Genomic DNA, 25,635 nt, shown 5'->3' with positions numbered 1-25,635 from the left:
CGCGGACGGTGGGCGCCGGCCGCGCCGCACGTCGGCGGACGGCCGGGTTCGGCGCCGCACGCTCGGCGGTCCCGTTGTCACCGCACACCTTCTTTTGGCCTGGGCCAACCCGTCGACGCATCCCCGTCGGGGAGGACTTCCCAGGTCCCACGAGGGGCCTGGGAAGCGGTTCGGGTGAGGGTGGCGGGACCCTTGACAGGGCCATAGGTCTAGGCCAAGCTCCCTTTGCTGGTCTAAACCATTTAGAGGAAGCCGGGTCCCAGCACGCCGAGTGCCGCGCCATTGCGAGGGTCACCGCCGAGGGCGTGGGTGTGGAAGGCATTCCTGAGGAGGGGTGGCGCGTGAAGCGCAAGCTGATAGCCGCGATCGGGGTCGCGGGCATGGTGTTCTCCGTCGCTGCGTGCGGGGGAGGCGACGGCGACGGCAAGAGCACCGGGGCGGACGGCTACGAGGGTCAGACGCTCACCGTGTGGGTGATGGACGGCTCCTCGCCCGACGAGTGGCAGAAGGACCTCGCCACGGAGTTCGAGACCAAGACCAAGGCGAAGATCAAGTTCAAGATCCAGCAGTGGAACGGCATCCAGCAGAAGCTGACCACCGCCCTGTCCGAGGAGAACCCGCCCGACGTCTTCGAGGTCGGCAACACGCAGACCCCGGCCTACGCCAAGACCGGCGGCCTCGCCGACCTCACCGAACTGAAGTCGGCGATCGGCGCGGACTGGACCGAGTCCCTCAACGAGTCGTCCGTCTTCGACGGCAAGCAGTACGCGGCGCCGTGGTACTTCGCCAACCGCGTGGTCCTCTACAACAAGAAGGTCTGGGCCGACGCGGGCCTCAAGGACACGCCCAAGACCCGCGACGAGTTCTACGACGCGCTCAAGGCGATCGGTGACAAGACCGACGCGGAGCCGATCTACCTGCCCGGCCAGAACTGGTACCACTTCGTCGGACTCGTCATCGGCGAGGGCGGCGAACTGGTCAAGAAGGACGGCGACAAGCACGTCTCCAACCTCGACGACCCGAAGGTCGCCGCCGCCATGGAGACGTACAAGAAGTTCCAGGCGCTGTCCAAGGCGCCCAAGGACAAGGACGAGGCCACCCCGCAGCAGGGCGAGGTCTTCGCCAAGGGCGACGTCGGAGCCTTCATCGGCATGGGCTGGGAAGCCGGCATCGCCATCGAGGCCAACCCGAAGATCGAGCAGGACATCGGCTACTTCACCGTCCCGGGCGACACGGCCGGGCAGCCCGAGGGCGTCTTCCTCGGCGGATCCAACCTCGCCGTCGCCGCGGGCAGCAAGAAGCAGGACCTCGCCCAGGAGTTCCTGAAGCTCGTCCTGTCCGACAAGTTCGAGGGCGGCCTGGCCAAGGCCAACGGCGTCATCCCGAACAAGGAGTCGCTGCAGAGCAACCTGAAGGGCAACGCCCCCGCCGAGGCCGCCGCGCCGGCCGCCGCCGTCGGTGGCACCACCCCGCTGATCCCGGAGTGGGCCGCGGTCGAGAACGCGCCCAACCCGATCAAGGCGTACATGACGGCCGTCCTGAACGGCAAGTCCCCGGCCGAAGCCGCGAAGCAGGTCGAGGGCGAGTTCAACAAGCGCCTGGCGCAGGAGCAGTAGGAGCGCGAGCGTTCCGACCGGAGCGGGGGCCGGCCACTCGACGGCCCCCGCCCGGCGCTGAGTAGGTCGAGTAGAGAGATCTCGAGCATGACCGTGCAGACCGAACGACCGCCCTCCGGCCCGGCGGACGTCCGTAAGGCGGACCGCGGGGGAGCCGGCGGGCCGACACTCTCGGCCGCGTCCCGCATCGGCGCCTTCGCCCCGTACCTGTTGCTGCTGCCGGCCTGCGCGGCCACCGTGCTGCTGCTCGGCTGGCCGCTGCTGAAGGACGTGCTGCTGTCCTTCCAGAACCTCAACATGGGGCAGCTGATCCAGCATGTCACCGAGTGGAACGGCGTCGACAACTACAAGGAGACCCTCACCAGCGAGGACTTCTGGCGGGTCACCCTCCGCTCGATCCTGTTCACGGCGGTCAACGTCGTCCTGATCATGGTCCTGGGCACGCTGGTCGGCCTGCTGCTCGCCCGCCTCGGCAAACGGATGCGGGTCACCCTGCTGCTCGGCCTGGTGCTGGCGTGGGCCATGCCGATCGTGGCCGCCACCACCGTCTACCAGTGGCTGTTCGCCCAGCGCTTCGGTGTCGTCAACTGGGTCCTGGACAAGCTCGGCTGGCACTCCATGGCCGACTACAGCTGGACCAGCAGCCAGATGTCGACCTTCTTCGTCGTCATCGTGCTGATCGTGTGGATGTCCATCCCGTTCGTCGCGATCAACCTGTACGCGGCGACCACCACCATCCCGAACGAACTCTACGAGGCCGCCTCCCTCGACGGCGCGGGCGCCTGGCGGAGTTTCACCACGGTCACCATGCCGTTCCTGCGGCCGTTCCTCTACGCGACGACGTTCCTGGAGATCATCTGGGTCTTCAAGGCGTTCGTCCAGGTCCTCGCCTTCAACGGCGGCGGCCCCGACCGGCTCACCGAGATCCTCCCCGTCTACGCCTACGTCGAGGGCATGGGCAACCAGCACTACGGCATGGGCGCGGCGATCGCGGTCCTGACCATCCTGGTCCTGCTCGGCCTGACCGCCTACTACCTCAGGATCGTGCTCAAGCAAGAGGAGGACGCGCTGTGAAGCGCTCGCTCTTCGGCCGCCTGTGGCCCAACGCCACGGCCGTCGTCCTGTTCATCGGCTTCGTCTTCCCCGTGTACTGGATGTTCGCCACGGCCTTCAAGCCGACCGGCGACATCATCTCTCAGGACCCGGTCTGGTTCCCGACCGACGTCACCTTCGAGCACTTCAGGACCGCGACCGGCGCCGACCACTTCTGGACGTACGTCCGCAACTCGCTGACCGTCACCGTGCTGGCCGTCGTCTTCTCGCTGGTCATCGCGCTGGCCGGCTCCTTCGCCCTGGCCCGGATGCGGTTCAGGGGGCGGCGCGGCTTCGTCATCGGTTTCATGATGGCCCAGATGGCGCCCTGGGAAGTCATGATCATCGCGATGTACATGATCGTGCGGGACGCGTCGATGCTGAACAGCCTCGTGCCGCTGACGCTCTTCTACATGATGATGATCCTGCCCTTCACCATCCTGACGCTGCGCGGTTTCGTCGCCGCCGTGCCGAAGGAGCTGGAGGAGTCGGCGATGGTCGACGGCTGCACCCGCGCCCAGGCGTTCCGCCGGGTCATCCTGCCGCTGCTCGCCCCGGGCCTGATGGCCACCTCGCTGTTCGGCTTCATCACCGCCTGGAACGAGTTCGCGCTGGTCCTGGTGCTCAACAAGGACGCCGAGGCGCAGACCCTGCCGCTGTGGCTGTTCAGCTTCCAGACCCAGTTCGGCGACGACTGGGGCGCGACCATGGCCGCCTCGTCGCTCTTCGCCGTCCCGATCCTGATCCTCTTCGTCTTCCTGCAGCGCAGGGCCGTCAGCGGCCTGACCGCGGGCGCAGTGAAGGGATAACGCCACCCGATGACGACATCCACCACCGGCACCGACACCCTCACCCGCGACGCCCTGGCCGTCCTGCAACCCGGCTTCGCCGGCACCACCGCGCCGGACTGGGTGCGCCGCCGGCTCTCCGAGGGACTCGCCTCCGTCGCCCTGTTCGGCCGCAACGTCGCCACCGCCGAACAGGTCACCGCCCTCACCGCACAGCTGCGGGCCGAGCGGGACGACCTGCTCGTGGCGATCGACGAGGAGAGCGGCGACGTCACCCGGCTGGAGGTCCGTACCGGCTCCTCCTTCCCCGGCAACCACGCCCTCGGCGCCGTCGACGACACCGCCCTCACCCGCGGCGTCGCCCGCGAACTGGGCCGCCGGCTCGCCGAGTGCGGCGTCAACTTCGACTGGGCGCCCTCCGCCGACGTCAACGCCAACCCGGACAACCCGGTCATCGGCGTCCGCTCCTTCGGCGGCGACACCGACCTGGTCGCCCGGCACACCGCAGCCTGGGTCGAGGGCCTGCAGTCCACCGGCGTCGCCGCCTGCACCAAGCACTTCCCCGGCCACGGCGACACCAGCGTCGACTCCCACCACGCCGTCCCGCACATCGACCTCGACGCCACCACCCTGCACGAACGCGAACTCCAGCCGTTCCGGGCGGCGATCGCGGCCGGCACCCGCGCCGTCATGAGCGCCCACATCAGGGTCCCGGTCCTCGACCCGGACCGCCCCGCCACCCTCTCCCGCCGCATCCTCACCGACCTGCTGCGCGGCGAACTCGGCTACCAGGGGCTGATCGTCACCGACGGCATGGAGATGCGTGCCATCTCCGGCACCTACGGCCTCGAACACGGAGTCGTCCTGGCCATCGCGGCCGGCGCCGACGCGATCTGCGTGGGCGGCGGGCTGTGCGACGAGGACACGGTGCAGGGCCTCAAGGACACGCTCGTCGCCGCTGTCCGCTCGGGCGAACTCGCCGAGGAGCGGCTCGCCGACGCCGCCGCCCGGGTCCGCGCCCTGGCCGACTGGACCGCGGGGGCACGGCGCTCCCCGGTCGCCGCGGGCGACCGCGAGCCGGACATCGGCCTCACGGCGGCCCGCCGCGCGGTGACCGTGACCCGCACAGGGCCCGCCGTACCGGTCACCGGACCGGTGTACGTGGCCACCTTCCACCCCGCCGCCAACATCGCCGTCGGCGACGAGACCCCCTGGGGCGTCGGCGCGGAACTGGAGCGGCTGCTGCCGGGCACCACCACCGGCTCCTTCACCGGCCCCGACGCCGGTGCGCGGGCACGCGAGGCCGCGGCCGGCCGGCGCGTGGTCGCCGTGGTCCGCGACGAGCACCGGCACGCGTGGATGCGTACGGCCCTGGACACCCTGCTCGCGGCCGGGCCGGACACCGTGGTCGTGGAGATGGGCGTACCGCAGTCCGCGCCGCGCGGCGCGCTGCACGTCGCCACGCACGGCGCGGCGCGCGTGTGCGGGACCGCGGCGGCGGAGGCGGTCGTCGCGGGCTGACACGCCGGGAAGGCCCCGGCCCTCGGCGGCGTGCGCCGAGGGCCGGGGCCTTCGTGAGGAGGGACGGAGCGGGCGGACGACCGCGTCAGACCGCGGTCGGGGCCTGGGGCTGTCCGGACGGGGTCTTTCCGGCAGTGTGCTCCGTGTCCAGGTCCTGGGGAGCGCGGATGCCGGCCATGCCCACCACGGTCACGACCGCGGCCACCAGGGCGGCGATGCCGCACACCAGGTAGGCGAGGCTGTAGCCGCTGCCCAGCGCGTCGAGGGCGATGCTCTGCGCGGCCGACCCGGGGGCCCCCGGAGGCAGGCTGTTGATGGCGATCGGACCGGCCGCCTGGCCGATCTCGGTGGCGGCGCCCAGCTGGTCGGGCGGCAGATTCGAGCCGGCCAGCTTCGAGGAGAACGTGTCACCCGCGCGGCTGAGGGCGACCGCGCCGACGACCACGGGGCCCAGGGCGAAGCCGAGGTCGCGCAGCATGTTGGTGGTGGCGCTGGCCATGCCGGCCAGCCGGCCCGGCACGCTGTTCAGCGCGACGGCCGTGATCGAGCTGACGCCCAGGGCGAAGCCGATACCGATGAGCAGGGTCGGAAGGATGAACGGGGTCAGGCTCCGGTCGGTGACGTCCAGCTGGGTGCACATGAGCGAACCGATGGCCATCAGGAGGAAGCCGGAGGTCAGCAGCCAGTTCGGGGAGACCCGGTGGAGCAGCCGGGAGACGACCGGGATCAGGACGAACGCCGGTCCCTGCAACAGGAGGAACGGAACGGCGACGCGGAGCGGGTCCTGGTGCTGGACGGGGCCGAGCCACATGCTCGTCGCGAAGCACGCGCCGAGGAAGGCGATCATGCCGATGACGGCCACGATCGATCCCACCGTGAAGGCGCGGTCCCTGAACAGGGTCAGGTTGAGGATCGGGGAGTCCGCCCGGCGCTCGATCAGGATGAAGGCGATCAGGAAGCACGCGCCGACGGCGAACGCACCGATGATGTCCGGCTCGCCCCAGCCCTTCTCGGGTCCCTCCACGGCCGCGTACAGCACCAGGATGAGACCGATCGCGAAGGTGATCTGGCCGGGGACGTCGAGGCGACGCCCCTCAGCGGCCTTCGATTCCTTGGCCGTGGTCAGGCTGATCGCCACGCTCGCGAGGGCCAGCGCGACGAGGACCAGGTAGGAGCCCCGCCACGACCCGATCTTGGCGAAGACGCCGCCGATCAGCGGGGAGACCGCCGCGCCGGCGGACAGGAAGCCGCTCCACAGCGCGATGGCGCGGGCCCGTTCCCGGGCGCTGCGGGCCACGTCCGCGATCATGGTGAGCGATCCGGGGAACATGGCACCGGCGCCGAGACCGTTCAGCGCGGCGCCGACCCACAGCGTCTGCACATTGGGCGCGAGGGACGAGACGATGCTGCCGACGACGACCATCGCCGCACCCGAGGCGATGAGCCTGCGGCGGCCGAACAGGTCGCCGAGGACACCGAAGGTGAACTCGAAGACGACCACGGCGATCATGAAGGCCGCCGTGATCCAGGTCAGCTGGGACCCGCGGGTGCCCAGGTCCTGCTGGAAGAGGCCGTTGAGAGAGGCCGGCAGGGCATTGGCCAGCTGGGCCACGAACACCGCGCAGCTTGCGGCTGCAAGCGTGCCCGCGTAGCCCGGCCTCCGGGCAGCCCCCGCGGAAGGGCCAGGGGACGTCGTCGTCCCGTTGTTGAGCGTCACTGCGTTCTCCCTGACTGGGATGGTGAGACGGTTTCGGCCCCTTGTGGCCGATGCCGGTTTGGTGGTGAGCCGCCGCTCAGGGCGTGGGGGAACCGGGTCGGACGGCCCGGACTGGCTTCCGGGGCACAGCGCGTGCGCCGGGAGCGAGGCGGGTGGGTGGGTTCGTTCGGCTCCCCCCGGGGGCGGGGAACGTCGGGAACCGGTCGGGGTTGTCGTCGAGCACGGCACGCTGCGCGTCGCCCGTGAGGCAGGGCGCCGCGGATGCGGGAGCGCACGGTCGCCGGGTGGCCGGCCCGGTGGCGCCGTGGCCACGGTCGGGACGGCCGGCGGCGATCAGCCGGTGGTCGGCCGCTGCCACTCCGGCCGGACCAACGGCGTCCGGCGCACAACGAAGTACCTCACTCGGGGAGTTCCTCTCTGAACCATGGGCCGAAAAGTGCTGCGGCCTCACATCCGCGACGGGGGGAGCCGGATCGGTGGGTACGCCCGTCCGGCCATGGGGAAACGTGGCCCGGAGTGGGGAGGGGCGCCGGGTCGGGCTGTAGGAGTGGCGCCAATCGAGCGCGGTGACGGCGAGAATGACACTTCGCTTTACGTTCCGTCAAGGAAGTGTGCGCTATGTATTGGAAATAATCTCGGGGTGAGGACCCCGAGGTCGGGCGCGGTGCCCGGCGCTACGATGAACGCCATGACCGCCCCCACCGCCGGCCCGCTGCCCACCCCGTCCGACATCCCAGGACGGGGGTGCTGACATGGCCGGTCTGCGTGAGGCGCAGAAGCGGATGACCCGCCAGCTCCTGCTGGACTCGGCGCTCGGCCTGTTCCGCGCCAAGGGCTACGCCGCGACGACCGTGGACGACATCGCGGCCGCGGCGGGCACCACGCGGGTGACGTTCTACGCGTACTTTCCGTCCCGCAGCGATCTGATGCGGGCGCTCATCGGCGAGTTGAACGAGAAGCTCGAGCGCGTCGACTCGCCCGCCCGCCGCTCCACCGCCCGGCGGCTCGTCGAGGTCGTCCACGACGGCAGCCGCGAGGCGATCACCGAGTGGCTGTACGACATCTCCGGCCGCTGGGACTCCGTGCGGCCCCATCTGGTGGCCGCGTTCGAGGCTGCCGCGGTCGACCCGGATCTGCGCGGACTGGTGAACGCCTGGCTGGACGAGGCCGTCAGCGACGTCGAGGAGGGCCTCCATCGGGCCGGCCGCTTCGCCCCGGACAGCCGCCACCTGCGCGGCGTCCTCGTCATCGCCCAGCTCGACCACGTCGCCCGCAACTGGACCCCCGGCCGCTGGAAGGCCGACCGCGAAGCCATGATCGACATCCTCGCGGAAAGCTGGACGGGCCTCCTGAGCGACGGCACCACGGCGCCACCGGAACCGGAACCGGACCAGCCCTGAGCCCTCCGACCCCCACAGGCCACGGGGCCCCAGGCCGCTCAGGTCGTCGTCGCCAGGTCCGTGCCCAGGGCTCGGGCCGCCGCTTGCAGGGTGCCGACCAGGGACTGGAGGTCGTGCGGGTCGTAGCGGACGCCGGGCATGGAGATCGACAGGCCAGCCAGGGTCTTGCCCTCGCGGTCGCGGACCGGGACGCCGACGGCCACCAAACCGCGCTCGGAACGGTTCCGGTTCACGGCGAAGCCGCCCTTGAGGACACCCTTCAGCTCCTTGGACAGCCGGCCGAGATCCGGGCGGTCCTGCGGCCGGTCACGGTAGCGCTCGGGCGCGTACACCTCCGCCAGTTCCTCCTCGCTCAGCTCGGCGAGCAGCAGCAGACCCCCCGTCGTACGGTGGGCGGGGAAGACCATCCCCTCGCGGGAACCGACCCGCAGCGACTGGTGGCACTCCACGCTCGCGATGAACCTGGCCGTGTCCCCGGTGCGGATGGTGAGGTTCGTGGTCTCGTTCAGCAGGTCCACCACCCGGTGCAGATGGGGCAGGGCCGCCGTCCGCAGCCGTGACACCAGAGAGCGCGAGTGCGTCGCCAACTCCAGCACCGGACCCGCGTGGTACACGCGCTGCTCGTCCCGTACCGCGAAGTCCCGGTAGACCAGCATGGCCAGCAGCCGGTGCGCGGTCGACCGGGCGACCCCGAGCCGCTCGGCGACCTGGGTGACGGTCAGCGCGCCCTCGAGCTGGAGCATCGTCGCGGTCCGCAGCGCGTGGTCGACGCTCGCGATCGCATAGGGCGGCGGCGTCTTGAGCGGCTTGTCCACCGAGGGCCTCCTGACGTTGGCTGTTCTGCTCTCCAGAATTTACATGTTCGTTCCGTGGACAAGGAGGAGGCTTGCTTACGTGACTACCTCATTCAGCACCCCCTCTGCCACGGGCTCCCCCGTCCGCCTGAGCGCCGTCAGTGCCGCGGACCAGCCCGACGTCACCCCGGCGCTCGAGGAGCTGTACCGGGGCTTCGAGAGCGAACTGCTCGTCCCGCTGTGGACCGAGATCGGCGACCTCATGCCGGCTCACCCCCGGTCCCGCGCCGTCCCGCACCTGTGGCGCTGGGAGCGGCTGCGGGAGCTGGCCGCGCAGGCCGGTGAGATCGTCCCGGTCGGCCGGGGCGGCGAGCGGCGCGCCATCGCACTGGCCAACCCCGCCCTCGGCGGACGGCCCTTCGCCACGCCCACCCTGTGGGCGGCCATCCAGTACCTGATGCCCGGCGAGGACGCCCCCGAGCACCGTCACACCCAGCACGCCTTCCGCTTCGTCGTCGAGGGCGAGGGCGTGTGGACCGTCGTCGGCCGCGACCCGGTGGCCATGCGCCGCGGCGACTTCCTCCCGCAGGCCGGGTGGAACATGCACGCCCACCACAATGCCACCTCCCAGCCGATGGCCTGGATCGACGGCCTGGACATCCCGTTCCAGTACACCAGCGAGTCCCAGTTCTTCGAGTTCGGCCGCGACGAGATCAGCGACGCCGAGCGGATCACCCCGGACCGCTCCCGCTCCGAGCGCCTCTGGGGACACCCGGGACTGCGCCCCGTCGCCGCCACCGTGGACGCCCCCGGCACGCCCCTCCTCGCGTACCGCTGGGAGCACACCGACCGGGCGCTCATCGACCAGCTCGCCCTGGAGAAGGAAGGCTTCGGCGGCACCGTCGAGCCCGGCCACGCCGCCGTCCGGTTCACCGACCCGTCCAACGGCACCGACGTGCTGCCCACCATCCGCGCCGAGGTGCACCGCGTGGTGCGCGGCGCCGAGACCGCCCCGGTGCGCGAGACCGGCTCGTCCGTCTACCAGGTCTTCGACGGCTCCGGCACCGTCACCGTCGGCGACACCTCCTGGTCCGTGACGCGCGGCGACCTGTTCGTCGTCCCGTCCTGGCAGCCGCTCTCCGTGCGCTCCGAGGCCGGCTCCACCGACTCCGACTCCGGCGCCCTGGACCTCTTCCGGTTCAGCGACTCCCCGATCTTCGAAGCCCTCCGGCTCGACCGTACCCACGTGGAAGGAACCACCCGCTCATGAAGCTCGCCACCCTCCGTACCGACGGCACCACGAAGGCCGTCCGGCTCGACGGTGACGTCCTGGTCGACCTCGGGTTCCCCGACGTGGGCACCCTCCTCGCGCAGGACGACTGGGCGGAGCTCGCCGCCGCCCCCGCCGCCGGTGACGCCACGACGTACCCCGCCGAGGGCGCCGACCTCGCGCCCGTGGTCCCGCAGCCGTCCAAGGTCGTCTGCGTCGGCCTCAACTACCGCAACCACATCCAGGAGATGGGCCGGGACCTGCCCGAACACCCCACCCTGTTCGCGAAGTTCGCCGACTCCCTGATCGGCGCGACGGACGACATCGTCCGCCCCGAGGAGACCGAGCAGTTCGACTGGGAGGTCGAACTCGCCGTCGTCGTCGGCAAGCAGGTCCGCCGCGCCAAGGGCGAGCAGGCCGAGCAGGCCATCGCCGGCTTCACCGTGCTCAACGACATCACCACCCGCGACTGGCAGTTCCGCACCCGCGAGTGGCTCCAGGGCAAGACCTGGGACTCCACCACCCCCGTCGGCCCGTACCTGGTGACCCCCGACGACCTGCCCGGCGGCGTCCGCCCCACGCTCGACGTCAAGCTCACCGTGGACGACGAGGTCATGCAGTCCGACAACACCGGTGACCTGCTCTTCGACCCGGTCGCCCTGGTCGAGTACGTCTCCACCATCATCCGCCTCAACCCCGGCGACATCATCGCCACCGGCACCCCCGGCGGCGTCGGCCACGCCCGCAAGCCCGGCCGCTACCTGCTCGGCGGCGAGAGGGTCGTCACCGAGATCCAGGGCATCGGCCGCCTGGAGAACAAGGTCGTCAAGGAGAAGCAGGCCTGATGCCCCGCTCGTTCGACGACACCCGCCGCTGGGCGGAGCTCGGCACGAACCTGGTGCTCGAGGCCACCGCCGACTTCGACGACAAGGCCTACGACGCGCCCAGCGGCCTGCCCGGGTGGCAGCGCCGTCAGCTCGTCGCCCACGTCGCCGCCAACGCGGACGCCCTCGGCAACCTCGTGCACTGGGCGGCCACCGGCGAAGAGACCCCGATGTACGCGTCCCCCGAGGAACGGGCCGCCGGCATCGAACGCGGCCTCGGCATGCCCGCCGCCGAACTGACCGGGTGGCTGCGCCGCTCCGCCGCCGAACTCGCCGCGTCGACGGCCGAGCTCGGCGACGGGCAGTGGCAGAACCCGGTCGTGACGGCGCAGGGCCGTACGGTGCCCGCCACCGAACTGCCCTGGATGCGCTCCCGCGAGGTGTGCGTCCACGCCGTCGACCTGGGCACCGGCATCACCTTCGCCGACCTGCCGGCCGATTTCCTCGGCGCCCTCTGCGACGACGTCATCGCCAAGCGCGCCAAGACCCCCGGCCCGGCGCTGCGCCTGACGGAGACCGACACCGGAGAGGTCCGGGAACTCCCCGGCGACGGCGAGCCGACCGTGCTCACCGGCCCGCTGCACGAGATCACGGCCTACCTCACGGGGCGCGGGCACGCGCTCACCGCCCCCGACGGCGGCCCGGTACCCACTTTGGGTCCCTGGCTCTGAACAACCGGGCCGGATCCCCGGCTCAGACAGGAAGTACACGATGTCCCCTGCGACCCCTCCCACCGAAGGCCGACCCGACGCCATCATCGTCGGCGGTGGCATCGGTGGCCTCAGCACCGCCTTCGCCCTCGCCCGGGAGGGGCTGCGCGTCCGCGTTCTCGAACGGGCCAAGGAGTTCGGCGAGGTCGGCGCCGGCCTCCAGATCGCGCCCAACTGCACCCGCATCCTCGACGAGTACGGTCTGCTCGACGAGGCCAAGGAACTCGGTGTGGTCCCCGAGAACATGGTCATGCGCGACGCGCTCGACTCCCGCGAGCTGGTCCGCCTCGACCTGGGCGAGCTCGAGCGCCGCTACGGCTTCCCGTACATGGTCATCCACCGCAGCGACCTGCACGGCCTCTTCCTGCGGGCCTGTCGGAAGGCCGGCGTGGACCTGGTCACCGACCAGACGGTCGTCGACTACGAGAACACCGACGGCGGCGCGCGCATCACCCTGGCCGACGGCCACACCGAGGAGGCGCCGCTCGTCATCGCCGCCGACGGCCTGCGCTCCGTGGCCCGGCAGAAGCTGGTCGGCGACGACATCGTCAGCTCCGACTACGTGGCCTACCGGGCGGCCGTCCCGATCGATGCGGTCCGGGACAACGGCATCGCCGAGAAGGACGTCACCGTCTACGTCGGACCCCGCTGCCACTTCGTCCAGTACGCGCTGCGCGGCGGCGACATGTTCAACCAGGTCGCCGTGTTCCAGTCGCCCAAGGCCCTCGCCGGGCAGGAGGACTGGGGCACCCCCGACGAACTCGACGCGGCCTTCGAGGGCACCTGCGAGACCGTGGGCAAGGGCATCCCGCTGATGTGGCGGGACCGCTGGTGGCAGATGATGGACCGCGACCCGATCGACACCTGGGTACACGGCCGCATCGCCCTCCTCGGCGACGCCGCCCACCCGCCGCTGCAGTACATGGCACAGGGCGCGATCATGGCGATCGAGGACGGCTGGGTCCTCGCCCGGCACGTCGCCCGGCTGCGCGCCGAGGGCGCCGCCCCGTCGGCCGTCGACTGGGACGCCGTGCTGGCCGCGTACGAGGCGGTCCGCGTCGAGCACTGCCGCCGGATCCTGACGACCGCCCGAGCCTGGGGCGAGCTGTGGCACCTCGACGGCCCGGAGCGGCTGCAGCGCAACGCGATCATGCGGGGGATCGACCCCGCCGAGTACGCCTTCACCGACTGGGTGTACGGCCCCACCGCACTGTTCCCGGACGAGGAACCGCCCATGTTCCAGCCCATCCCGCTGGCCTCGGCCCGCGTCGAGGAGAGCGCGGCGGCGGCGACCGACGCCGTGCCCGGGAGTGTGGACGCCGGCGCCGCAGCGCTCGCGGGCGGCACGGCCCGCTGACGGACGGCCTGCACCGCGACCGCCTCGTCGGCGGTCGCGGTGAAGGCCGACGGATCAGGGCCGGTCCGGCGGATCATGCCGAAGGCGCGGGGGCGGCGCGCCCTCACCCACTCACCCAAGCTCTTCGAGCAGGGGGCTGCCCCCAGCGTCGTCGTCACTCGCCGACTCCCCGAGCTCTCGGCTCCCCCCACTCTCGGCTCTGCTTGAGCGGGGGCCCCATGAGCAGGGGCACCCCCATCGCGGCGGTGCCCTCCTCCGCCTTGCGGCCGAACGCACCAGCCCCCGCTCGATCCAGCTGGACAGATGCCGCCGACCACCTCCGACTTGATCCGCCGGACAGGCCCAAGGGCCCGCGCGCCGACGCCGGGCACGGGCCCACTGACACGACGAACGCCGGCCGGACCGCGGGGTGCGGTCCGGCCGGCGTTCTGTCATGCGTGCGGCCGGTGTGCGGTCAGCCCCCGGCCGGCAGCATCAGCCGGGCCAGCAGGTCGTCCAGGGTGACCAGGCCGGTCAGCCGGCCCGTGTCGTCCCGGACGACCGCGAGAGTGCCCCGGCGGCGACGCAGCACGTCGATCGCGTCGGCGACCGTCGTGGTGTCCGTCAGCTCGGGCACCGGGCGGGCCAGCTCGCGGGCGCTCGTGGCACGGTCCCGGGCGCGGGCGACCAGCGCGTCACGCGCGTGGAGCGCGCCGAGCACGGTGGTGCCGTCACGGACGAGCAGCCGGGTCCGGTCGTACGCGGTGGCCACTCGCAGCACCTCGTCGACGCCGGCGTCACCCTCGACCGAGTCGATCTCGCCGGCCGGGATCCGCAGGGCGCCGACCGGGGTGTCGGGCTCGGTCAGCGAACGGGTCAGCAACTGCGAGTCGGTCTTGCTGATCAGGCCGAGCCGCTCCGACTCCACCACCAGGTGGGTGAGCTGTTCACGGTCGTGGACCGAGGCCAGCTCGTCGCGCGGGCTCACCCGGCACATCCGTACCAGTGCGTTGCTCACCACGTCCAGCACGTGGATCAGCGGCCGCACGACCTTCACCACCGCCCGGAACGACGGGGCGAGCAGCATCGCGGAACGCTCCGGATGGGCGATCGCCCACGACTTGGGCGCCATCTCGCCGATCACCATGTGCAGGAACACCACCACGGTCATCGCGACGGCGAACGCCACCCCGTAGCTGACCGCGCTCGGCAGACCCAGACTGTGCAGCAGCGGGTCCAGCTCGTGCGAGATCGCGGGCTTGGACACAGAGCCCAGGCCCAGCGTGCACACCGTGATGCCCAGCTGGGCACCGGCGAGCATCAGCGACAGCTCGCGCATGCCCGCCAGAGCGGCACCGGCGCCGCGCCGCCCCTCGGACGCCGCCTTCTCCATGCGGTGCCGTTTGGCGGCGACCAGCGCGAACTCGGCCGCCACGAAGAACCCGCTGCCGATCAGCAGCAGCACGGTCACGAAGAGAGCCATCGGGAAACTCATGCGGGCTCCTCCGTCTTCCCGGCTTCCTTCGCCAGGGGCGCGATCCGGGTGATGCGCACCCGCTCGGCGACATGCCGGTCCAGGGTGCGTACGTCGAGCACCGCGCGGCCGTCCCCGGGCAGCTCGACGGTGACCCGGTCACCCACGGTGGGGAAACGGCCCAGCCGGTCCACGATCAGCCCGGCCACGGTCTCGTAGTCGTCCTCCTCGGGCAGCCGTACGCCGGTCGCCTCGGCCACCTCGTCCAGCCGGCGGCCCGCGTCCACGAGCCAGCCGTCGCCGTCGGCGACCGCCAGTTCGGAGACCGTGTCGGACTCGTCGGCGATGTCGCCGACCAGCTCCTCGGCGATGTCCTCGTAGGTGACGATGCCGGCCACGCCGCCGTGCTCGTCGAGGACGACCGCGAACTCGTCGTCCTGCTCGCGCATCCGCGCGACCGCGTCCGGCAGCGGAAGGGTGTCCGGCAGCAGCAGGGGCCGCCTGGCCATCGCGCCGGCCAGCCGGCCGGCGGGGACCGCCATCAGCTCGCGCACGCCCAGCACCCCCGCGACGTCGTCAGGGTGGTCCCCGAGCACGGGGTAGTTGGAGTGGCCGTGCGCCGCGATCAGGCCGACCGCCTCGTCGGCGCTCGCCTCCCCGCGGACGAAGACGGCGTCCGCGCGCGGCACCATCACCGTGTGCAGGGTCCGCTCGGAGAACTCCAGCGCGTGGTCCAGCAGGGTGGCGGTGTCCCCGGGCAGCGCCCCGCTCTCGTGGGACTCGCCGATCAGATGGCCGAGCTCCTCCAGCGTGGCACCGTGGTGCAGCTCCTCGACCGGCTCGATGCCGACGCGGCGCAGCAGCCGGGAGGCGGCATTGTCGAAGATCCGCACCAGCGGTCCGACGACCTTCAGATACGCCAGGGTCGAGCCGGCCAGCGCCTTCGCCAGCCGCTCGGGCACGGCGATGGCGAGGTTCTTCGGGGCCAGCTCGCCGAGCACCATCTGGACGATCGTGGCGAGCACGAAGGCGAGCACGACGGAGACGCCGCTCACGGCCGCGTCCGGCAGTCCGAGGCCGGACAGCGCCGGCCGGAGCAGCGCGGACACCGACGGCTCGGCGATGAAACCGACGACCAGACCGGTGACGGTGATGCCGAGCTGGGCGCCCGACAGCATGAAGGACAGCCGCTCCAGCACCTTCAGGGCACGGGCGGCCCTGCGGTCTCCGGCTTCGGCCTCACGGGCGAGCGCGAGCCGGTCCACGGAGACGTAGGCGAACTCCTGGGCGACGAAGTAGCCGGTGCCGGCGGTGAGCGCGAACACGGCGAGCAGGCCCAGCAAGGCCTCTACGGCACTCATCCAACACCACCCCGCCGGGTGCCGATTTCAACAGGTGCGTGACGGGATGGTCGGGGACTGTGCCCCGGGGGGTCCGTCGATCTGGCGGACACGTGCGTGACTCCTCGTATATGTGCTGGTGGGTCTGTCAGCGGTCCAACGATTCCGACGGGGGCCATGTTCCCGCAAGGGGCCGGACCGCCCCCGTCCGGGTGCGGTCCGGCCCCTTGCTCGGAGGCCGAGGACGCGGCCCCGCGGGGCCACGCCTGCTTCACGTGTTCGGGTACGGGGCAGAAGGGCTCACCCCGGGCGGCCCGAGGTTGCGGAGTGTGTCGCATTGGGCCGAACGGGTGGCCATGCGTAAGAATTGCCCGATGCAGACAGTCAGCGCGACCCAGGACGGAGCATGCCGGTGAACAGCCACGATGTCACCGACGAACAGTGGGAGGGGCTCGCCCAGGTCGTTCCGCTGCGGGGCCGCGACGCCTGGCCGTCCTCGGTGGGCCACCGGCCCAGGCCCGAGGTCGAGACCGAGGCGCGACGCCGGTTCGTGGTCCTCCGGGTGAACGTGTTCGCGGACGCCCGCGACGTCGCGGAGACGCTGATGGCCGGGATCCCGGTCCTGCTCGACCTCACCAGCGCGGAGGGCGACGTCGCCAAACGGATACTGGACTTCAGCACCGGCGTCGTCTTCGGCCTGGGCAGCGGCATGCACCGCGTCGACCGCAATGTCTTCCTGCTGACCCCGGCCGGCACCGAAGTGGCGGGCCTGATGCAGGGCGTCGGGATCCCCGGGGACGGTTAGGGCCTGTTCCCCGGGCAGGTCCCCGGGTCCGGGGCGTGAACGGGCGGGCCTCTGCTTAGCCCGATCGTGGGAAGCCCGCACAAGCGGAACGGTTCGCCTCGCGCCGTGGCCCTAGCGTCCCGCACATGACCCTGCCCCACCTGTCGCCGCCGGCCACGTCATCCCTGTCCTCCCGGTCCCCCTCCCTGTCCTCCGCCGCCCCGTCCGCCGGGGCCTCCTACGGGGAGGGCGGCGCCCAGGGGCGCCCGGACCGGCCGCACCTCACCGAGCTGCTGCTGTCCGCCTTCGCCGGACATCGCAACACCGGGCTCCCGCTCGGGCCCCTCACCCTGCTGGCCGGGGCCAGCGGCAGCGGCAAGACCAGCGCCCTGCGGGCCTACGAGGCGCTCGCCCGGCTCGGGGGCGGGGCCGAACTCGGTGAGGCGTTCCCCGAACCGGACGCGTGCGTGCCGGAACGGGCCCGCGCCGACGCGCAGGACCGCCGGGGCTTCCGCATCGGCTGCACCGCCGACGGCCCCGAGGGCCCGGTCCGGCTCGAGGTCGCCGTCCAGGCGCAGCCCGGGCTGCGGATCGTGGGGGAGCGGCTGACGGCGGACGGTGTGGTCCTGCTGGAGACCGCGCTGCGCGACCCCCGGCGCCGCACGGTGCAGGCCGCTTGGCACACCGCCGGGTCCACCCCGGTCACCCGCGGCCCGCTGCCCGACGACCGGCTGGGAACCGCGCTGCTGCCGCTGCGCGTCGCCGGCCGGACACCCGGCGAGCGCAGAGTGCTGGCCGCAGCCGAGCAGATGGTGGTGGCCCTGCGCTCGGTCTTCGCCTGCGATCCCCGGCCCGACGGCATGCGTGACCCCGTGCCGACCGGCACCGGGCGGCTGCTCGGCGGCTGCGGCAACCTCGCCGACGTGCTGTGGCGCACCCACGCCGAGTGCGCGATCCGGTACGGGCTCCTGGTGTCCGCCGTGCGCGCCGGATGCGCCGGACCGGTCGCCGGCCTGCTCGCCGAGCCGTATGGCGGTGGACTGGTCCGCGCCCTGCTCGACCGGGGCGACGGAATCCGTACCGACCTCGGACGGCTGGGCGACGGCGAGCTGCGCTACGTCGCGCTCGCCCTGGTGCTGCTCACCGGCCCCGGTGTGCTGGAGGTCGACGCGCCCGGCGAGGTCCCGGCCGCGCTGCAGACCCTCACCGTGCTCGCCGACGGGCTCGACCGGGGCATGGACCCGCTCCAGCGCGCGGAAATGCTGCGGCTGGCGGCGCGGATGTGCGAGCGCGGACACATCCGGCTGGTCGGCTCGGTGAACGACGCCTCATGGGTCACGGGGGTGGGCGGCGTGACGGTGCTACACCTGAACCGTGACTGACACGCCCGACCCGATGCGCCCCACCGCCTCCACCGACCCCACCGGCCCGCCCGCCCCACTGGATGTGACCGGACTCCAGCGCAGGCTCGCCGAGTTCGCCGCGGCGCGGAACTGGCAGCCGTACCACACCCCGAAGAACCTCGTCGCCGCGCTCAGCGTGGAGGCCTCCGAACTGGTCGAGATTTTCCAGTGGCTGACGCCGGAGGAGTCGGCCCGCGTCATGGAGGACCCCGACACCGCGCACCGCGTCGGCGACGAGGTGGCCGATGTGCTCGCGTATCTGCTCCAGTTGTGCGAGGTGCTCGGCATCGACCCCCTGGCCGCGCTGGACGCCAAGATCGACCGCAACGAGCACCGCTTCCCGGTCTGAACGGGCCCTCCGGGGGCTGCCCTCCGCGGAGGGCAGCCCCTCTGCGGAACGAACTTCTCCGTTATCACTCTCCGCAGTCGATATGTCGACCGTTTTCGAATTGTTGTCACCAGATTTCCTCCTTCCGGCAGGTGCTCTGTCTCAAACAGTCTCACTCTGGGTAGTGAACAGGGAAGTTGGGCGGACGCGTGGGCAGCGCGTTGGACAGACAGGGGCGGCGCATGGACGCTGTGCGGCTCATAGCGACGAGCAGACGGGCCCTCACCACGGCCGGCGGTGTGCCGGAACTCTCGGCCGAGGTGTGGCAGGCGCAGGCCCTCGCGCAGGCGATAGGCAGTCGCCTCGCGGTTACCGGCCCGCCCGAACTGCGCGGCGAGGCCTTGGGGCTGACCGAGTTGGCGGGCCGCGGCTGCGGTGTGCTGGACACCCCTCGGCTCGGGGCGGGCGAACTGCGCGCGGCCATGCTCACCGACCTGGGTGACGCCCGGCAGGTCCTGCTGCACCTGGGCGGACTCCTCGGCGAGGTCGGTATCGCGCTGGTCGGCATGGCCTCCTCGGCGGACGACGAGGCCTCGTACTGGCAGTGCGTGGAGGCCATCGACGCGGCGGACGAGTCCCGCGACCGCGTCCTGGAGATGCTCCGAAAACTGGCGGACCGCGACCGGACCCTCGCGGAACGCGAGGCGGGCTAGGCGCGACACGGGCACGGCGGAGGCGCGACACGGACCGGCCGGGCCCTGCCGGGTCCGAGCAGGCAGGATGGGGGAATGGATCTCCGTATCTTCACCGAGCCCCAGCAGGGGGCCACCTACGACACCTTGCTCACCGTTGCCAAGGCCACCGAGGACCTCGGCTTCGACGCCTTCTTCCGCTCCGACCACTACCTCAAAATGGGCTCCGGGGACGGCCTGCCCGGCCCCACCGACGCCTGGATCACCCTTGCCGGCCTCGCCCGCGAGACCCGGCGCATCCGGCTCGGCACCCTGATGACCGCGGGCACCTTCCGCCTCCCCGGCGTCCTCGCCATCCAGGTCGCCCAGGTGGACCAGATGTCCGGCGGCCGCGTCGAACTCGGCCTGGGCGCGGGCTGGTTCGAAGAAGAGCACAAGGCGTACGGCATCCCCTTCCCGAAGGAGAAGCTCGCCCGCCTGGAGGAGCAGCTGGAGATCGTCACCGGCCTGTGGGCCACGGAGACCGGCCAGACCTATGACTTCCACGGCACGTACTACGACCTCACGCAGTCACCGGCGCTCCCCAAGCCGGCCCAGGCCAAGGTGCCGGTGCTCATCGGCGGCCACGGCGCCGTCCGCACCCCCCGGCTCGCCGCGCGGTACGCCGACGAGTTCAACATGCCGTTCGCCTCCCTCGAGGACAGCGAGCGCCAGTTCGGCCGGGTGCGCGCCGCAGCCCAGGAGGCCGGCCGCGACCCGGGCGACCTCGTGTACTCCAACGCGCTGGTCGCCTGCGTCGGCAAGGACGAACAGGAGATCGCCCGCCGCGCCGCCGCGATCGGTCGCGAACCCGACGAGCTGCGGGCCAACGGGCTGGCGGGCACCCCCGCCGAGGTCGTCGACAAGATCGGCCGCTACGCCGAGATCGGCGCCCGGCGCATCTACCTCCAGATCCTGGACCTGTCCGACCTCGGCCACCTGGAACTGATCTCCTCCCAGGTCCAGTCCCAGCTCAGCTAGCCTCTCCCGCCGTGCGGGCAGGCCGCCCGCACGGCCCACACGACCGTGCCGGCCCCCGCAGGCCTGCACGCACTCCCGGCAGGCCTGCGAACGGAGCCCTCCCGTCCTCGCTTCTCCGGCTCACGCCCGTACGGCCATCGGTAACTCCGGTCTCGGTGACCGACGGGCAGCCCCGCGGTCCCTGGGGCACGTCCAGGAAGCTCCGGGCCAGGCGCACCCGGACGAGCCGCCCGAGCCGGTCGTGCGCCGTTGGCGTGCTGACCTGTGTGAAGGGACGGTCCGGGATCTTGTCGGGCTCGGCCGGCTTCACCGCCGTTCCCCGTTGTTCCCCGCTCGATCTGGTGCGGGTGTGGTGCAGTGCTGTAGCGCCCGGGAGGTGATCAGCCGGATACGTTCCATTCATGGAGTCTGATCTTCACCTGACGGTTGTGATCTGCGTGCCGGATCACTTCACCTGTGACGGTGGAGCCCACGGCGGGCAGTTCCATGGGGTGAGGCATGGTGGTGATCTCGGCAAGGCCAACTGCATTCGGTACGTCATCGAGCAGAAGGAAGACGCCGAACGGCCGCCGACCGATGACCCGTCCGCTGACGTGGGATCCGCGGGGCAGCGCAGAGAGGGTTGCCGGCCGGCTCCGGTCCATGGCGTCCGAGGCCGGCACCTGGGAGCGGTCCGGCCGGCTGAACTCGGGCATCGGTCAATCATCGCCAGGAAGACGGAAGTTGTCGACAGCCGGCCTCGACGCCCGGCCGCTCGGGCGCGGGTCCGACACGCTTTCCAACGGGGGTGCTGCGATCTTGAGCCGTGTGCAGGGGCGTTCGCCTGGGTTCATGGCCGATCGGTCGCCGGTTCCGGGAGGGCTGTGGGTCTCGCCCGAACGGTCGTGAGCGGGTCTGAACGAGACGGAAACCGAGACGGGGCCGGCGTGTCAGGCGTTCTCTTCTGCCCGGGTGACGCTCAGCCTTCCTGCGCTTCGTCCGGGAGTGAGGCGGTGTCCTCGACCGGCGGGGCTTTGATGGTCACAGGCTGATTGATGCTGAGGAAGGTGACGGTCAGGTCGAGCGGCCCGCCGGAGGTACCGCCCCGACTGCATCTCTCGGCTGCTGGGCACCGTCGTTGACCGTGGCTGACCGCCCGTTGCGGCACGACTGTGGCACGCGTCCGCCCGAAGCCGCGCGATGAGTGACGGGCCAAGCACTTGGAAGGTGCTTGATGGTCCGAGCCATATACGGCCTCTGACCTGCGGTTGGCAGCACTGTGATCGATCGGCCCGGGCAGCTTCGACGCGCATTCGGCAGAAGCCAGTGACTGCTCCGGGGTGGCGGGAGCGCCGGTAGAGGCGCTGCGGCTGCGGTACCACTGATGCGGACACCCCGGGCCGAATCTAGACTGGCGAAGGCAGGAAAGTCCCGATCAGGGAGATGTACGCCATGGCCAAGCGAGCCAACAAACGACGCGGCCGTAAGAAGAAGAAGGCCAACCACGGCAAGCGTCCCAACACCTGAGCCGACCGAGCGCGCCGCCGAGGGCAACCACGCTGGAAGCGCCCCGGCGGGATCAATCTGTGCCCACGGCTCCAAAGGGCCCTTCCGGCTCCAGGCATAGACGCAGGTCGCAGCCCTCTGGTGGGTGGAATGGTGAAGTTTCCCCTCTTCACCACCAACCCCGACGACTTCAAAGGGCTGGACGACCTCCTCACCGTCGTACCGGTCACCCGCCCGAAGGTGCCCCACGAAGGCTGACACCAGGGCACCGGTGCGGTGGGAGCACAAGGGGCTTCGTGGTCCGCGAGTGACACGGACGCGACCGGCAGGAGAGCCGGTTCGGTGAACAAGCCCCTCGGACACCCGAGTCAGCTGTCGCGGCCGCCATGAACCAGCCTTGGGCCGGAAAACTGGTGCTGCCCCCGGCCCGGGGACAGACGACCCAGCGCCAACCGTGCCACGCGCGGCCAGTCGGCCGCCGCTCCGCTGCCTCGCAGCGTGTGAGGGCGGCGGCGCGGCACGCGGACCCGGAGCGCGCCGGGCGCGCTCCGGCACACGACGGGTGACGGCAGGACGACGTGTTCTCCGTCGATGCCGACCGGGAGGGTGTCCGTGCCGGCTTCGACGGCGACTTCTCCGGCGTTCAGCCGGACGAGCCCCCCGGAGCGTGGACCGCGCACGATGCGCGCCGCCTCAGTGGTGTTGCCGACCCGCACGCACACCAGGCCGAGGAGCCCCGAGTCCAGCCGCTCCCTGCGCCCCGGACGGGCCGCGTCGACGGCACGTCCGTAGGGGTTGTTGCTGACGAGCAGTGCCTGGAGCCCGTCGATGTGCGTTCGGCCGGCCCGTATCCGCAGCCTGAGCGCGTCCTCGCCGGTGAGGAGACCGGGGAGGGTGCGCAGGGTCGTGCGCGCCTTGGCGTCCCGGTACGCGGGGTCGGTGACGACGGACGCGTACGTTCCGAACGAGGCGTTGTTGACGAAGACCCGGTCCGCGGCGTACCCGAGGTCGATGCGGAGTTCGACGCCGTCGGTCAGGGCCTGCAGGGCTGCGGCCGGATCATCGCGGTCGAGGCCGAGATCGAGGGCGAAGTGGTTGCGGGTGCCTGCGGGGATCACCATGAACGGCAGATCGTGGCGCGCCGCGACCTCGGCCACCAGTGCCTGGGTGCCGTCGCCTCCCGCCACCGCCAGCAGGTCGGCTCCCTCGGCGACGGCCTGCCGGGCCAGCTCGGCGATGTCCTGGCCCGCGTCGAGCAGGACCACCCGGCAGCCCGCCGCCCGGGCCTTCTCCGCCAGCTGGAATCGGCCTACCTTGCCGCCGCCGGAGCGCGGGTTCATGAGGATCCAGGGGGCGTGGGGTTCCTTGACGACAGCCTGTGCGGAGAGGGTGTGACCGTGTGCCGGGACCGTACGTGCCGCCGTGACGGCCAGCGCCCACAGGGCCAGGGACAACAGGGCCGGTCCCAGCATGCCGAACGAGGTGTACAGGGCAAGCACGGTGACCGGCGCGGCCACTGACAGGACTGTCCCGAGGAAACGGAGCACACCCGTGTGGGCCAGGGCCCACCACACGCCGACGGCGGCGAGCGCGAGCCCTGCGACGCCGACCAGTACCCACAGCACGCTCCGCAGACCGGCGGTGACGAGCGGCACCAGGATGCTTCCCAGAAGAGCGAGCAGGGCGAGGCGGGCCCGTCCGGTACCGCCTTCGCGTGCGGTCGCGGCCCCTGCCTCACCCGATCCCCTCGTGTCACCTCTGTGCCGTTCCACCTGTCGGCCCTTCTTCCCGTGCCCTCGGGCATGCGCCGGCCTTGTCCTCTCACGCCGTCCGCGCCGTGCCGGGGCTGCCTCACACGTTGCGGGGCGGGCGCTCTCCGAACAGGTCGGAGAGGTTGTCGCGCGGCACCACGCACAGGGCCCAGATGATGAAGCCCGAGATGGTGATCACCACGACCGACCACACCGGGTAGATACGGCAGAGAGAGGAAGTCGGCGATGATGACGAGTCCGGCGATGGCCACGCCGGCGACGCGCGCCCATGTCGCGGCCCGGAGCAGTCCGATGCTGACGACCATGGCGATCGCGCCCAGAACGAGGTGGATCCAGCCCCAACTGGTCAGGTCGAACTCGAACACGTAGTGGGGTGTCGTGACGAAGATGTCGTCCTTGGCGATGGCCATGATGCCCCGGAGGATGTCGAGCAGGCCGACGAGGAAGAGCATCACGCCCGCGAAGACGGTCAGGCCGGTTGCCCATTCCTGCCTCGCCGTGTGTACCGGCCGCGTGTGCGTCGAGGTCATCCTGCGCCTCGTTTCGTGGTGTGCGGGTGCTCAGTGACCGGGGCGCGGACGGTGGAGCCCGAGTGCCCCGCCGGGCCGTGGCCGGTCAGGACCAGTTCCTTCGCCCTGCGGAACTCCTCGTCCGTGATGGCGCCGCGACCGCGGATCTCGGACAGCTTGGCGAGCTCGTCGACGCTGCTGGGCCCGCCGCCGGCGGCGGTCTCCCTGATGTAGGCGTTGAACTCCTCCCGCTGCGCACGCCTCTGCGCCACCTCCCGGCGGCCCATGTCCTTGCCGCGGGCGATCACGTAGACGAACACGCCCAGGAAGGGCAGGACGATGCAGAACACCAGCCAGCCGGTCTTCGCCCAGCCGCTCAGTCCCTCGTCACGGAAGATGTCGGCGATGATCCGGAAGAGCAGGATGAACCACATGATCCACAGAAAGAACCAGAGCATGGTCCAGAAGACGCCCAACAGCGGAAAGTCGTACGCCAGGTAGGTCTGCGCGCTCATGTCCGTCCTCCGTCCCGGCCGCTCGCCCGGCAGCGGTTCTGCGTCGTCTTCAGCGTGCCCACGGCAAGCACCGGGCGGCCTCACCCGGCGCGGGTGAGTGTGCGCACCGAGTGAGGAGCCATCGGCGGACGGGTTCCTGCCCTTGGATCAGGGGCCGGACTCCCCGTGTCCTGGACCCAGACCGCGACGACGGCCAGGGGAGCGAGCAGCAGGGTTGGCAGAAGGAGGACCGAGGAGCGTGCCAGGCGTATCCGCCGGTGTCGCACCGCCGCGTGACGGCGCAGCCTCTTGTACTCCGCTCGGTTCGTCGTCGGTGAAGGCGTGCTGCGGGTTCGCGGCTCCGTCGGAGTCCGGTGGGCCCGGGGTCGTGGCCCGGTTCATGGGTGCTCCTCCGCGGCGGTCGCGGTGTCAGGCCGTCGGGACGGGCGTGTGCGGCCCCGCGGTGCGCGTCCTTCGGAGCGCGGCCCGCCACGCGAAGGCGACCACCACCTCGGCCAGGCCGAGCAGGACGAGCCACAGGCCGAGCAAACGGGTCAGGGCGCGAGCCGATTCGGCCGGCAGGGCGAGGACCACGATCCCAGCGACGATGGCGAGTACGGCCATGCCCAGGACGACGCCACGGTGCGGCAGGTCCTGGGTAGCGAGGGCCGTGTAGAGGGTGAGGACGCCGGAAACGAGCCAGACCACCCCGACGATCAGAGAGAGCGCGGTGATCGTCTGCAGCGGGTTCCGCAGGCACAACACCCCGGTCAGGACGTACAGCACGGCCAGGAGCAGCCCCGGGAGCCGTTCGTGCCCCTCCCGCGCGAAGACGGCCACGAACCGGAACGCCCCGGTCACCAGCAGGTACAGGCCGATGAGGACGGCCAGGACGTGCAGGGTCGCCCCCGGCCAGACCAGTACCAGGACGCCTGGCACCAGCGTCACGATGGCCGAGCCCAGGAGCCAGGTCCACGAACGGCCGAGCCGCGCGAGTGCGGATGCGGGATCGCCCATCGGATCAAAGGCCATCCCGCCGGGCTGGTATTCCGGTCCGGTAGGCGATGCCGGACCACGCGGCATGGACATGGCTCCTCCTCACATGATCGGTCGGTCGCTTCCGGATGCGCCGACGGGCGGTGTGTGACGGGCAGTGTGCGAGGACCTGACCGCTCCAGGGTCACGCCTGTCACCGGGTGCCGGGAT

23 protein-coding genes and 2 pseudogenes are annotated in these 25,635 nt (G+C 71.4%); 16 read left to right on the top strand and 9 right to left on the bottom strand.

The window, feature by feature from the left end:
• The first annotated feature begins 341 nt into the window (after positions 1-341).
• From ACFPZI_RS19640 to ACFPZI_RS19625, 4 genes are all read left to right on the top strand, one after another.
• On the top strand, positions 342-1,616 hold the full coding sequence (locus tag ACFPZI_RS19640) for an extracellular solute-binding protein (protein ID WP_381364633.1): 1,275 nt from the start codon (positions 342-344) through the stop codon (positions 1,614-1,616).
• An 87-nt stretch (positions 1,617-1,703) separates the two neighbouring features.
• Positions 1,704-2,690, top strand: coding sequence for a carbohydrate ABC transporter permease (locus ACFPZI_RS19635; RefSeq protein WP_381364631.1), 987 nt, complete (start codon positions 1,704-1,706; stop codon positions 2,688-2,690).
• Positions 2,687-3,517: a carbohydrate ABC transporter permease gene (locus tag ACFPZI_RS19630; RefSeq protein ID WP_381364630.1), complete on the top strand. Its 831-nt coding sequence runs from the start codon at positions 2,687-2,689 to the stop codon at positions 3,515-3,517. Before ACFPZI_RS19635 ends, ACFPZI_RS19630 begins: the two co-directional genes overlap by 4 nt.
• Before the next feature lie 9 nt (positions 3,518-3,526).
• On the top strand, positions 3,527-5,017 hold the full coding sequence (locus tag ACFPZI_RS19625) for a glycoside hydrolase family 3 protein (protein WP_381364628.1): 1,491 nt from the start codon (positions 3,527-3,529) through the stop codon (positions 5,015-5,017).
• 85 nt (positions 5,018-5,102) lie between these two features.
• Here ACFPZI_RS19625 and ACFPZI_RS19620 read toward each other — a convergent pair whose 3' ends face one another.
• Positions 5,103-6,734 carry an MFS transporter gene (locus tag ACFPZI_RS19620; protein ID WP_381364627.1) on the bottom strand — a complete coding sequence of 544 codons (1,632 nt, stop codon included), beginning with the start codon at positions 6,732-6,734 and terminating at the stop codon, positions 5,103-5,105.
• Between the two features lie 752 nt (positions 6,735-7,486).
• Between ACFPZI_RS19620 and ACFPZI_RS19615 the strand changes: the two genes are divergently transcribed.
• Positions 7,487-8,134, top strand: a complete 648-nt coding sequence (locus tag ACFPZI_RS19615; RefSeq protein ID WP_381364625.1) for a TetR/AcrR family transcriptional regulator — start codon at positions 7,487-7,489, stop codon at positions 8,132-8,134.
• A gap of 38 nt (positions 8,135-8,172) precedes the next feature.
• Here the strand turns inward: ACFPZI_RS19615 and ACFPZI_RS19610 are convergent, their stop codons facing one another.
• Complete coding sequence (locus tag ACFPZI_RS19610; RefSeq protein ID WP_381364623.1) at positions 8,173-8,949, bottom strand: IclR family transcriptional regulator; 777 nt, start codon at positions 8,947-8,949, stop codon at positions 8,173-8,175.
• A gap of 79 nt (positions 8,950-9,028) precedes the next feature.
• Between ACFPZI_RS19610 and ACFPZI_RS19605 the strand changes: the two genes are divergently transcribed.
• From ACFPZI_RS19605 to ACFPZI_RS19590, 4 genes are read left to right on the top strand one after another with little or no spacing between them, the layout of a single operon-like run.
• Positions 9,029-10,198 (top strand): cupin domain-containing protein, encoded by a 1,170-nt coding sequence (locus ACFPZI_RS19605; RefSeq protein WP_381364621.1) that lies wholly within the window; start codon positions 9,029-9,031, stop codon positions 10,196-10,198.
• A complete protein-coding gene (locus ACFPZI_RS19600; RefSeq protein ID WP_381364619.1) occupies positions 10,195-11,043 on the top strand; it encodes a fumarylacetoacetate hydrolase family protein in 849 nt (282 codons plus the stop codon). Before ACFPZI_RS19605 ends, ACFPZI_RS19600 begins: the two co-directional genes overlap by 4 nt.
• Positions 11,043-11,753: a maleylpyruvate isomerase family mycothiol-dependent enzyme gene (locus ACFPZI_RS19595; protein ID WP_381364617.1), complete on the top strand. Its 711-nt coding sequence runs from the start codon at positions 11,043-11,045 to the stop codon at positions 11,751-11,753. The genes ACFPZI_RS19600 and ACFPZI_RS19595 overlap by 1 nt, the downstream gene beginning before the upstream one ends.
• Positions 11,754-11,793: 40 nt before the next feature.
• The gene (locus ACFPZI_RS19590; protein WP_381364615.1) at positions 11,794-13,149 is read left to right on the top strand and encodes an FAD-dependent oxidoreductase; all 1,356 of its coding nucleotides are present in this window, start codon (positions 11,794-11,796) and stop codon (positions 13,147-13,149) included.
• Between the two features lie 454 nt (positions 13,150-13,603).
• On the opposite strand, the gene ACFPZI_RS19585 is transcribed toward ACFPZI_RS19590, so the two are convergent.
• Both ACFPZI_RS19585 and ACFPZI_RS19580 read right to left on the bottom strand, forming a co-directional pair.
• On the bottom strand, positions 13,604-14,623 hold the full coding sequence (locus ACFPZI_RS19585) for a hemolysin family protein (protein WP_381364613.1): 1,020 nt from the start codon (positions 14,621-14,623) through the stop codon (positions 13,604-13,606).
• Complete coding sequence (locus ACFPZI_RS19580; RefSeq protein ID WP_381364611.1) at positions 14,620-15,963, bottom strand: hemolysin family protein; 1,344 nt, start codon at positions 15,961-15,963, stop codon at positions 14,620-14,622. The genes ACFPZI_RS19585 and ACFPZI_RS19580 overlap by 4 nt, the downstream gene beginning before the upstream one ends.
• Positions 15,964-16,348: 385 nt before the next feature.
• On the opposite strand from ACFPZI_RS19580, the gene ACFPZI_RS19575 reads away from it, so the two are divergent.
• The 5 genes from ACFPZI_RS19575 (at position 16,349) to ACFPZI_RS19555 (ending at position 20,169) form a co-directional block, all read left to right on the top strand.
• Entirely contained in the window at positions 16,349-16,747 is a 399-nt protein-coding gene (locus ACFPZI_RS19575; protein ID WP_381364610.1) for a cell division protein SepF, read from the top strand.
• Positions 16,748-16,872: 125 nt separating this feature from the next.
• The gene (locus tag ACFPZI_RS19570) at positions 16,873-18,108 is read left to right on the top strand and encodes an AAA family ATPase (protein WP_381364609.1); all 1,236 of its coding nucleotides are present in this window, start codon (positions 16,873-16,875) and stop codon (positions 18,106-18,108) included.
• A 13-nt stretch (positions 18,109-18,121) separates the two neighbouring features.
• Complete coding sequence (locus tag ACFPZI_RS19565) at positions 18,122-18,478, top strand: nucleotide pyrophosphohydrolase (protein WP_381365000.1); 357 nt, start codon at positions 18,122-18,124, stop codon at positions 18,476-18,478.
• 221 nt (positions 18,479-18,699) lie between these two features.
• Positions 18,700-19,170, top strand: a complete 471-nt coding sequence (locus tag ACFPZI_RS19560; protein ID WP_381364608.1) for a DUF6099 family protein — start codon at positions 18,700-18,702, stop codon at positions 19,168-19,170.
• Between the two features lie 75 nt (positions 19,171-19,245).
• Positions 19,246-20,169, top strand: coding sequence for an LLM class F420-dependent oxidoreductase (locus ACFPZI_RS19555; protein WP_381364606.1), 924 nt, complete (start codon positions 19,246-19,248; stop codon positions 20,167-20,169).
• A 380-nt stretch (positions 20,170-20,549) separates the two neighbouring features.
• Here the strand turns inward: ACFPZI_RS19555 and ACFPZI_RS19550 are convergent, their stop codons facing one another.
• Positions 20,550-20,864, bottom strand: a complete 315-nt coding sequence (locus ACFPZI_RS19550; protein WP_381364604.1) for a S1 domain-containing protein — start codon at positions 20,862-20,864, stop codon at positions 20,550-20,552.
• 736 nt (positions 20,865-21,600) lie between these two features.
• On the opposite strand from ACFPZI_RS19550, the gene ACFPZI_RS19545 reads away from it, so the two are divergent.
• A complete protein-coding gene (locus ACFPZI_RS19545) occupies positions 21,601-21,675 on the top strand; it encodes a 50S ribosomal protein bL37 (RefSeq protein ID WP_381207549.1) in 75 nt (24 codons plus the stop codon).
• Positions 21,676-21,816: 141 nt separating this feature from the next.
• A pseudogene (locus ACFPZI_RS19540) lies at positions 21,817-21,912 on the top strand (VapC toxin family PIN domain ribonuclease); the annotation flags it as partial.
• Positions 21,913-22,022: 110 nt separating this feature from the next.
• Here the strand turns inward: ACFPZI_RS19540 and ACFPZI_RS19535 are convergent.
• From ACFPZI_RS19535 to ACFPZI_RS19520, 4 genes and pseudogenes are all read right to left on the bottom strand, one after another.
• Positions 22,023-23,426: a diacylglycerol/lipid kinase family protein gene (locus ACFPZI_RS19535; RefSeq protein ID WP_381364603.1), complete on the bottom strand. Its 1,404-nt coding sequence runs from the start codon at positions 23,424-23,426 to the stop codon at positions 22,023-22,025.
• A gap of 79 nt (positions 23,427-23,505) precedes the next feature.
• Positions 23,506-23,956 (bottom strand): annotated as a pseudogene (locus tag ACFPZI_RS19530) (DUF7144 family membrane protein).
• Entirely contained in the window at positions 23,953-24,450 is a 498-nt protein-coding gene (locus ACFPZI_RS19525; protein WP_381364601.1) for an SHOCT domain-containing protein, read from the bottom strand. Before ACFPZI_RS19525 ends, ACFPZI_RS19530 begins: the two are co-directional and overlap by 4 nt.
• Positions 24,451-24,858: 408 nt before the next feature.
• Positions 24,859-25,518, bottom strand: a complete 660-nt coding sequence (locus ACFPZI_RS19520; protein ID WP_381364600.1) for an HdeD family acid-resistance protein — start codon at positions 25,516-25,518, stop codon at positions 24,859-24,861.
• Positions 25,519-25,635: the final 117 nt, after the last annotated feature.

This window comes from Streptomyces chlorus (assembly GCF_042655885.1).
GTDB classification, from domain to species: domain Bacteria; phylum Actinomycetota; class Actinomycetes; order Streptomycetales; family Streptomycetaceae; genus Streptomyces; species Streptomyces chlorus.
This window is presented reverse-complemented; position numbering and strand designations above follow the sequence as displayed.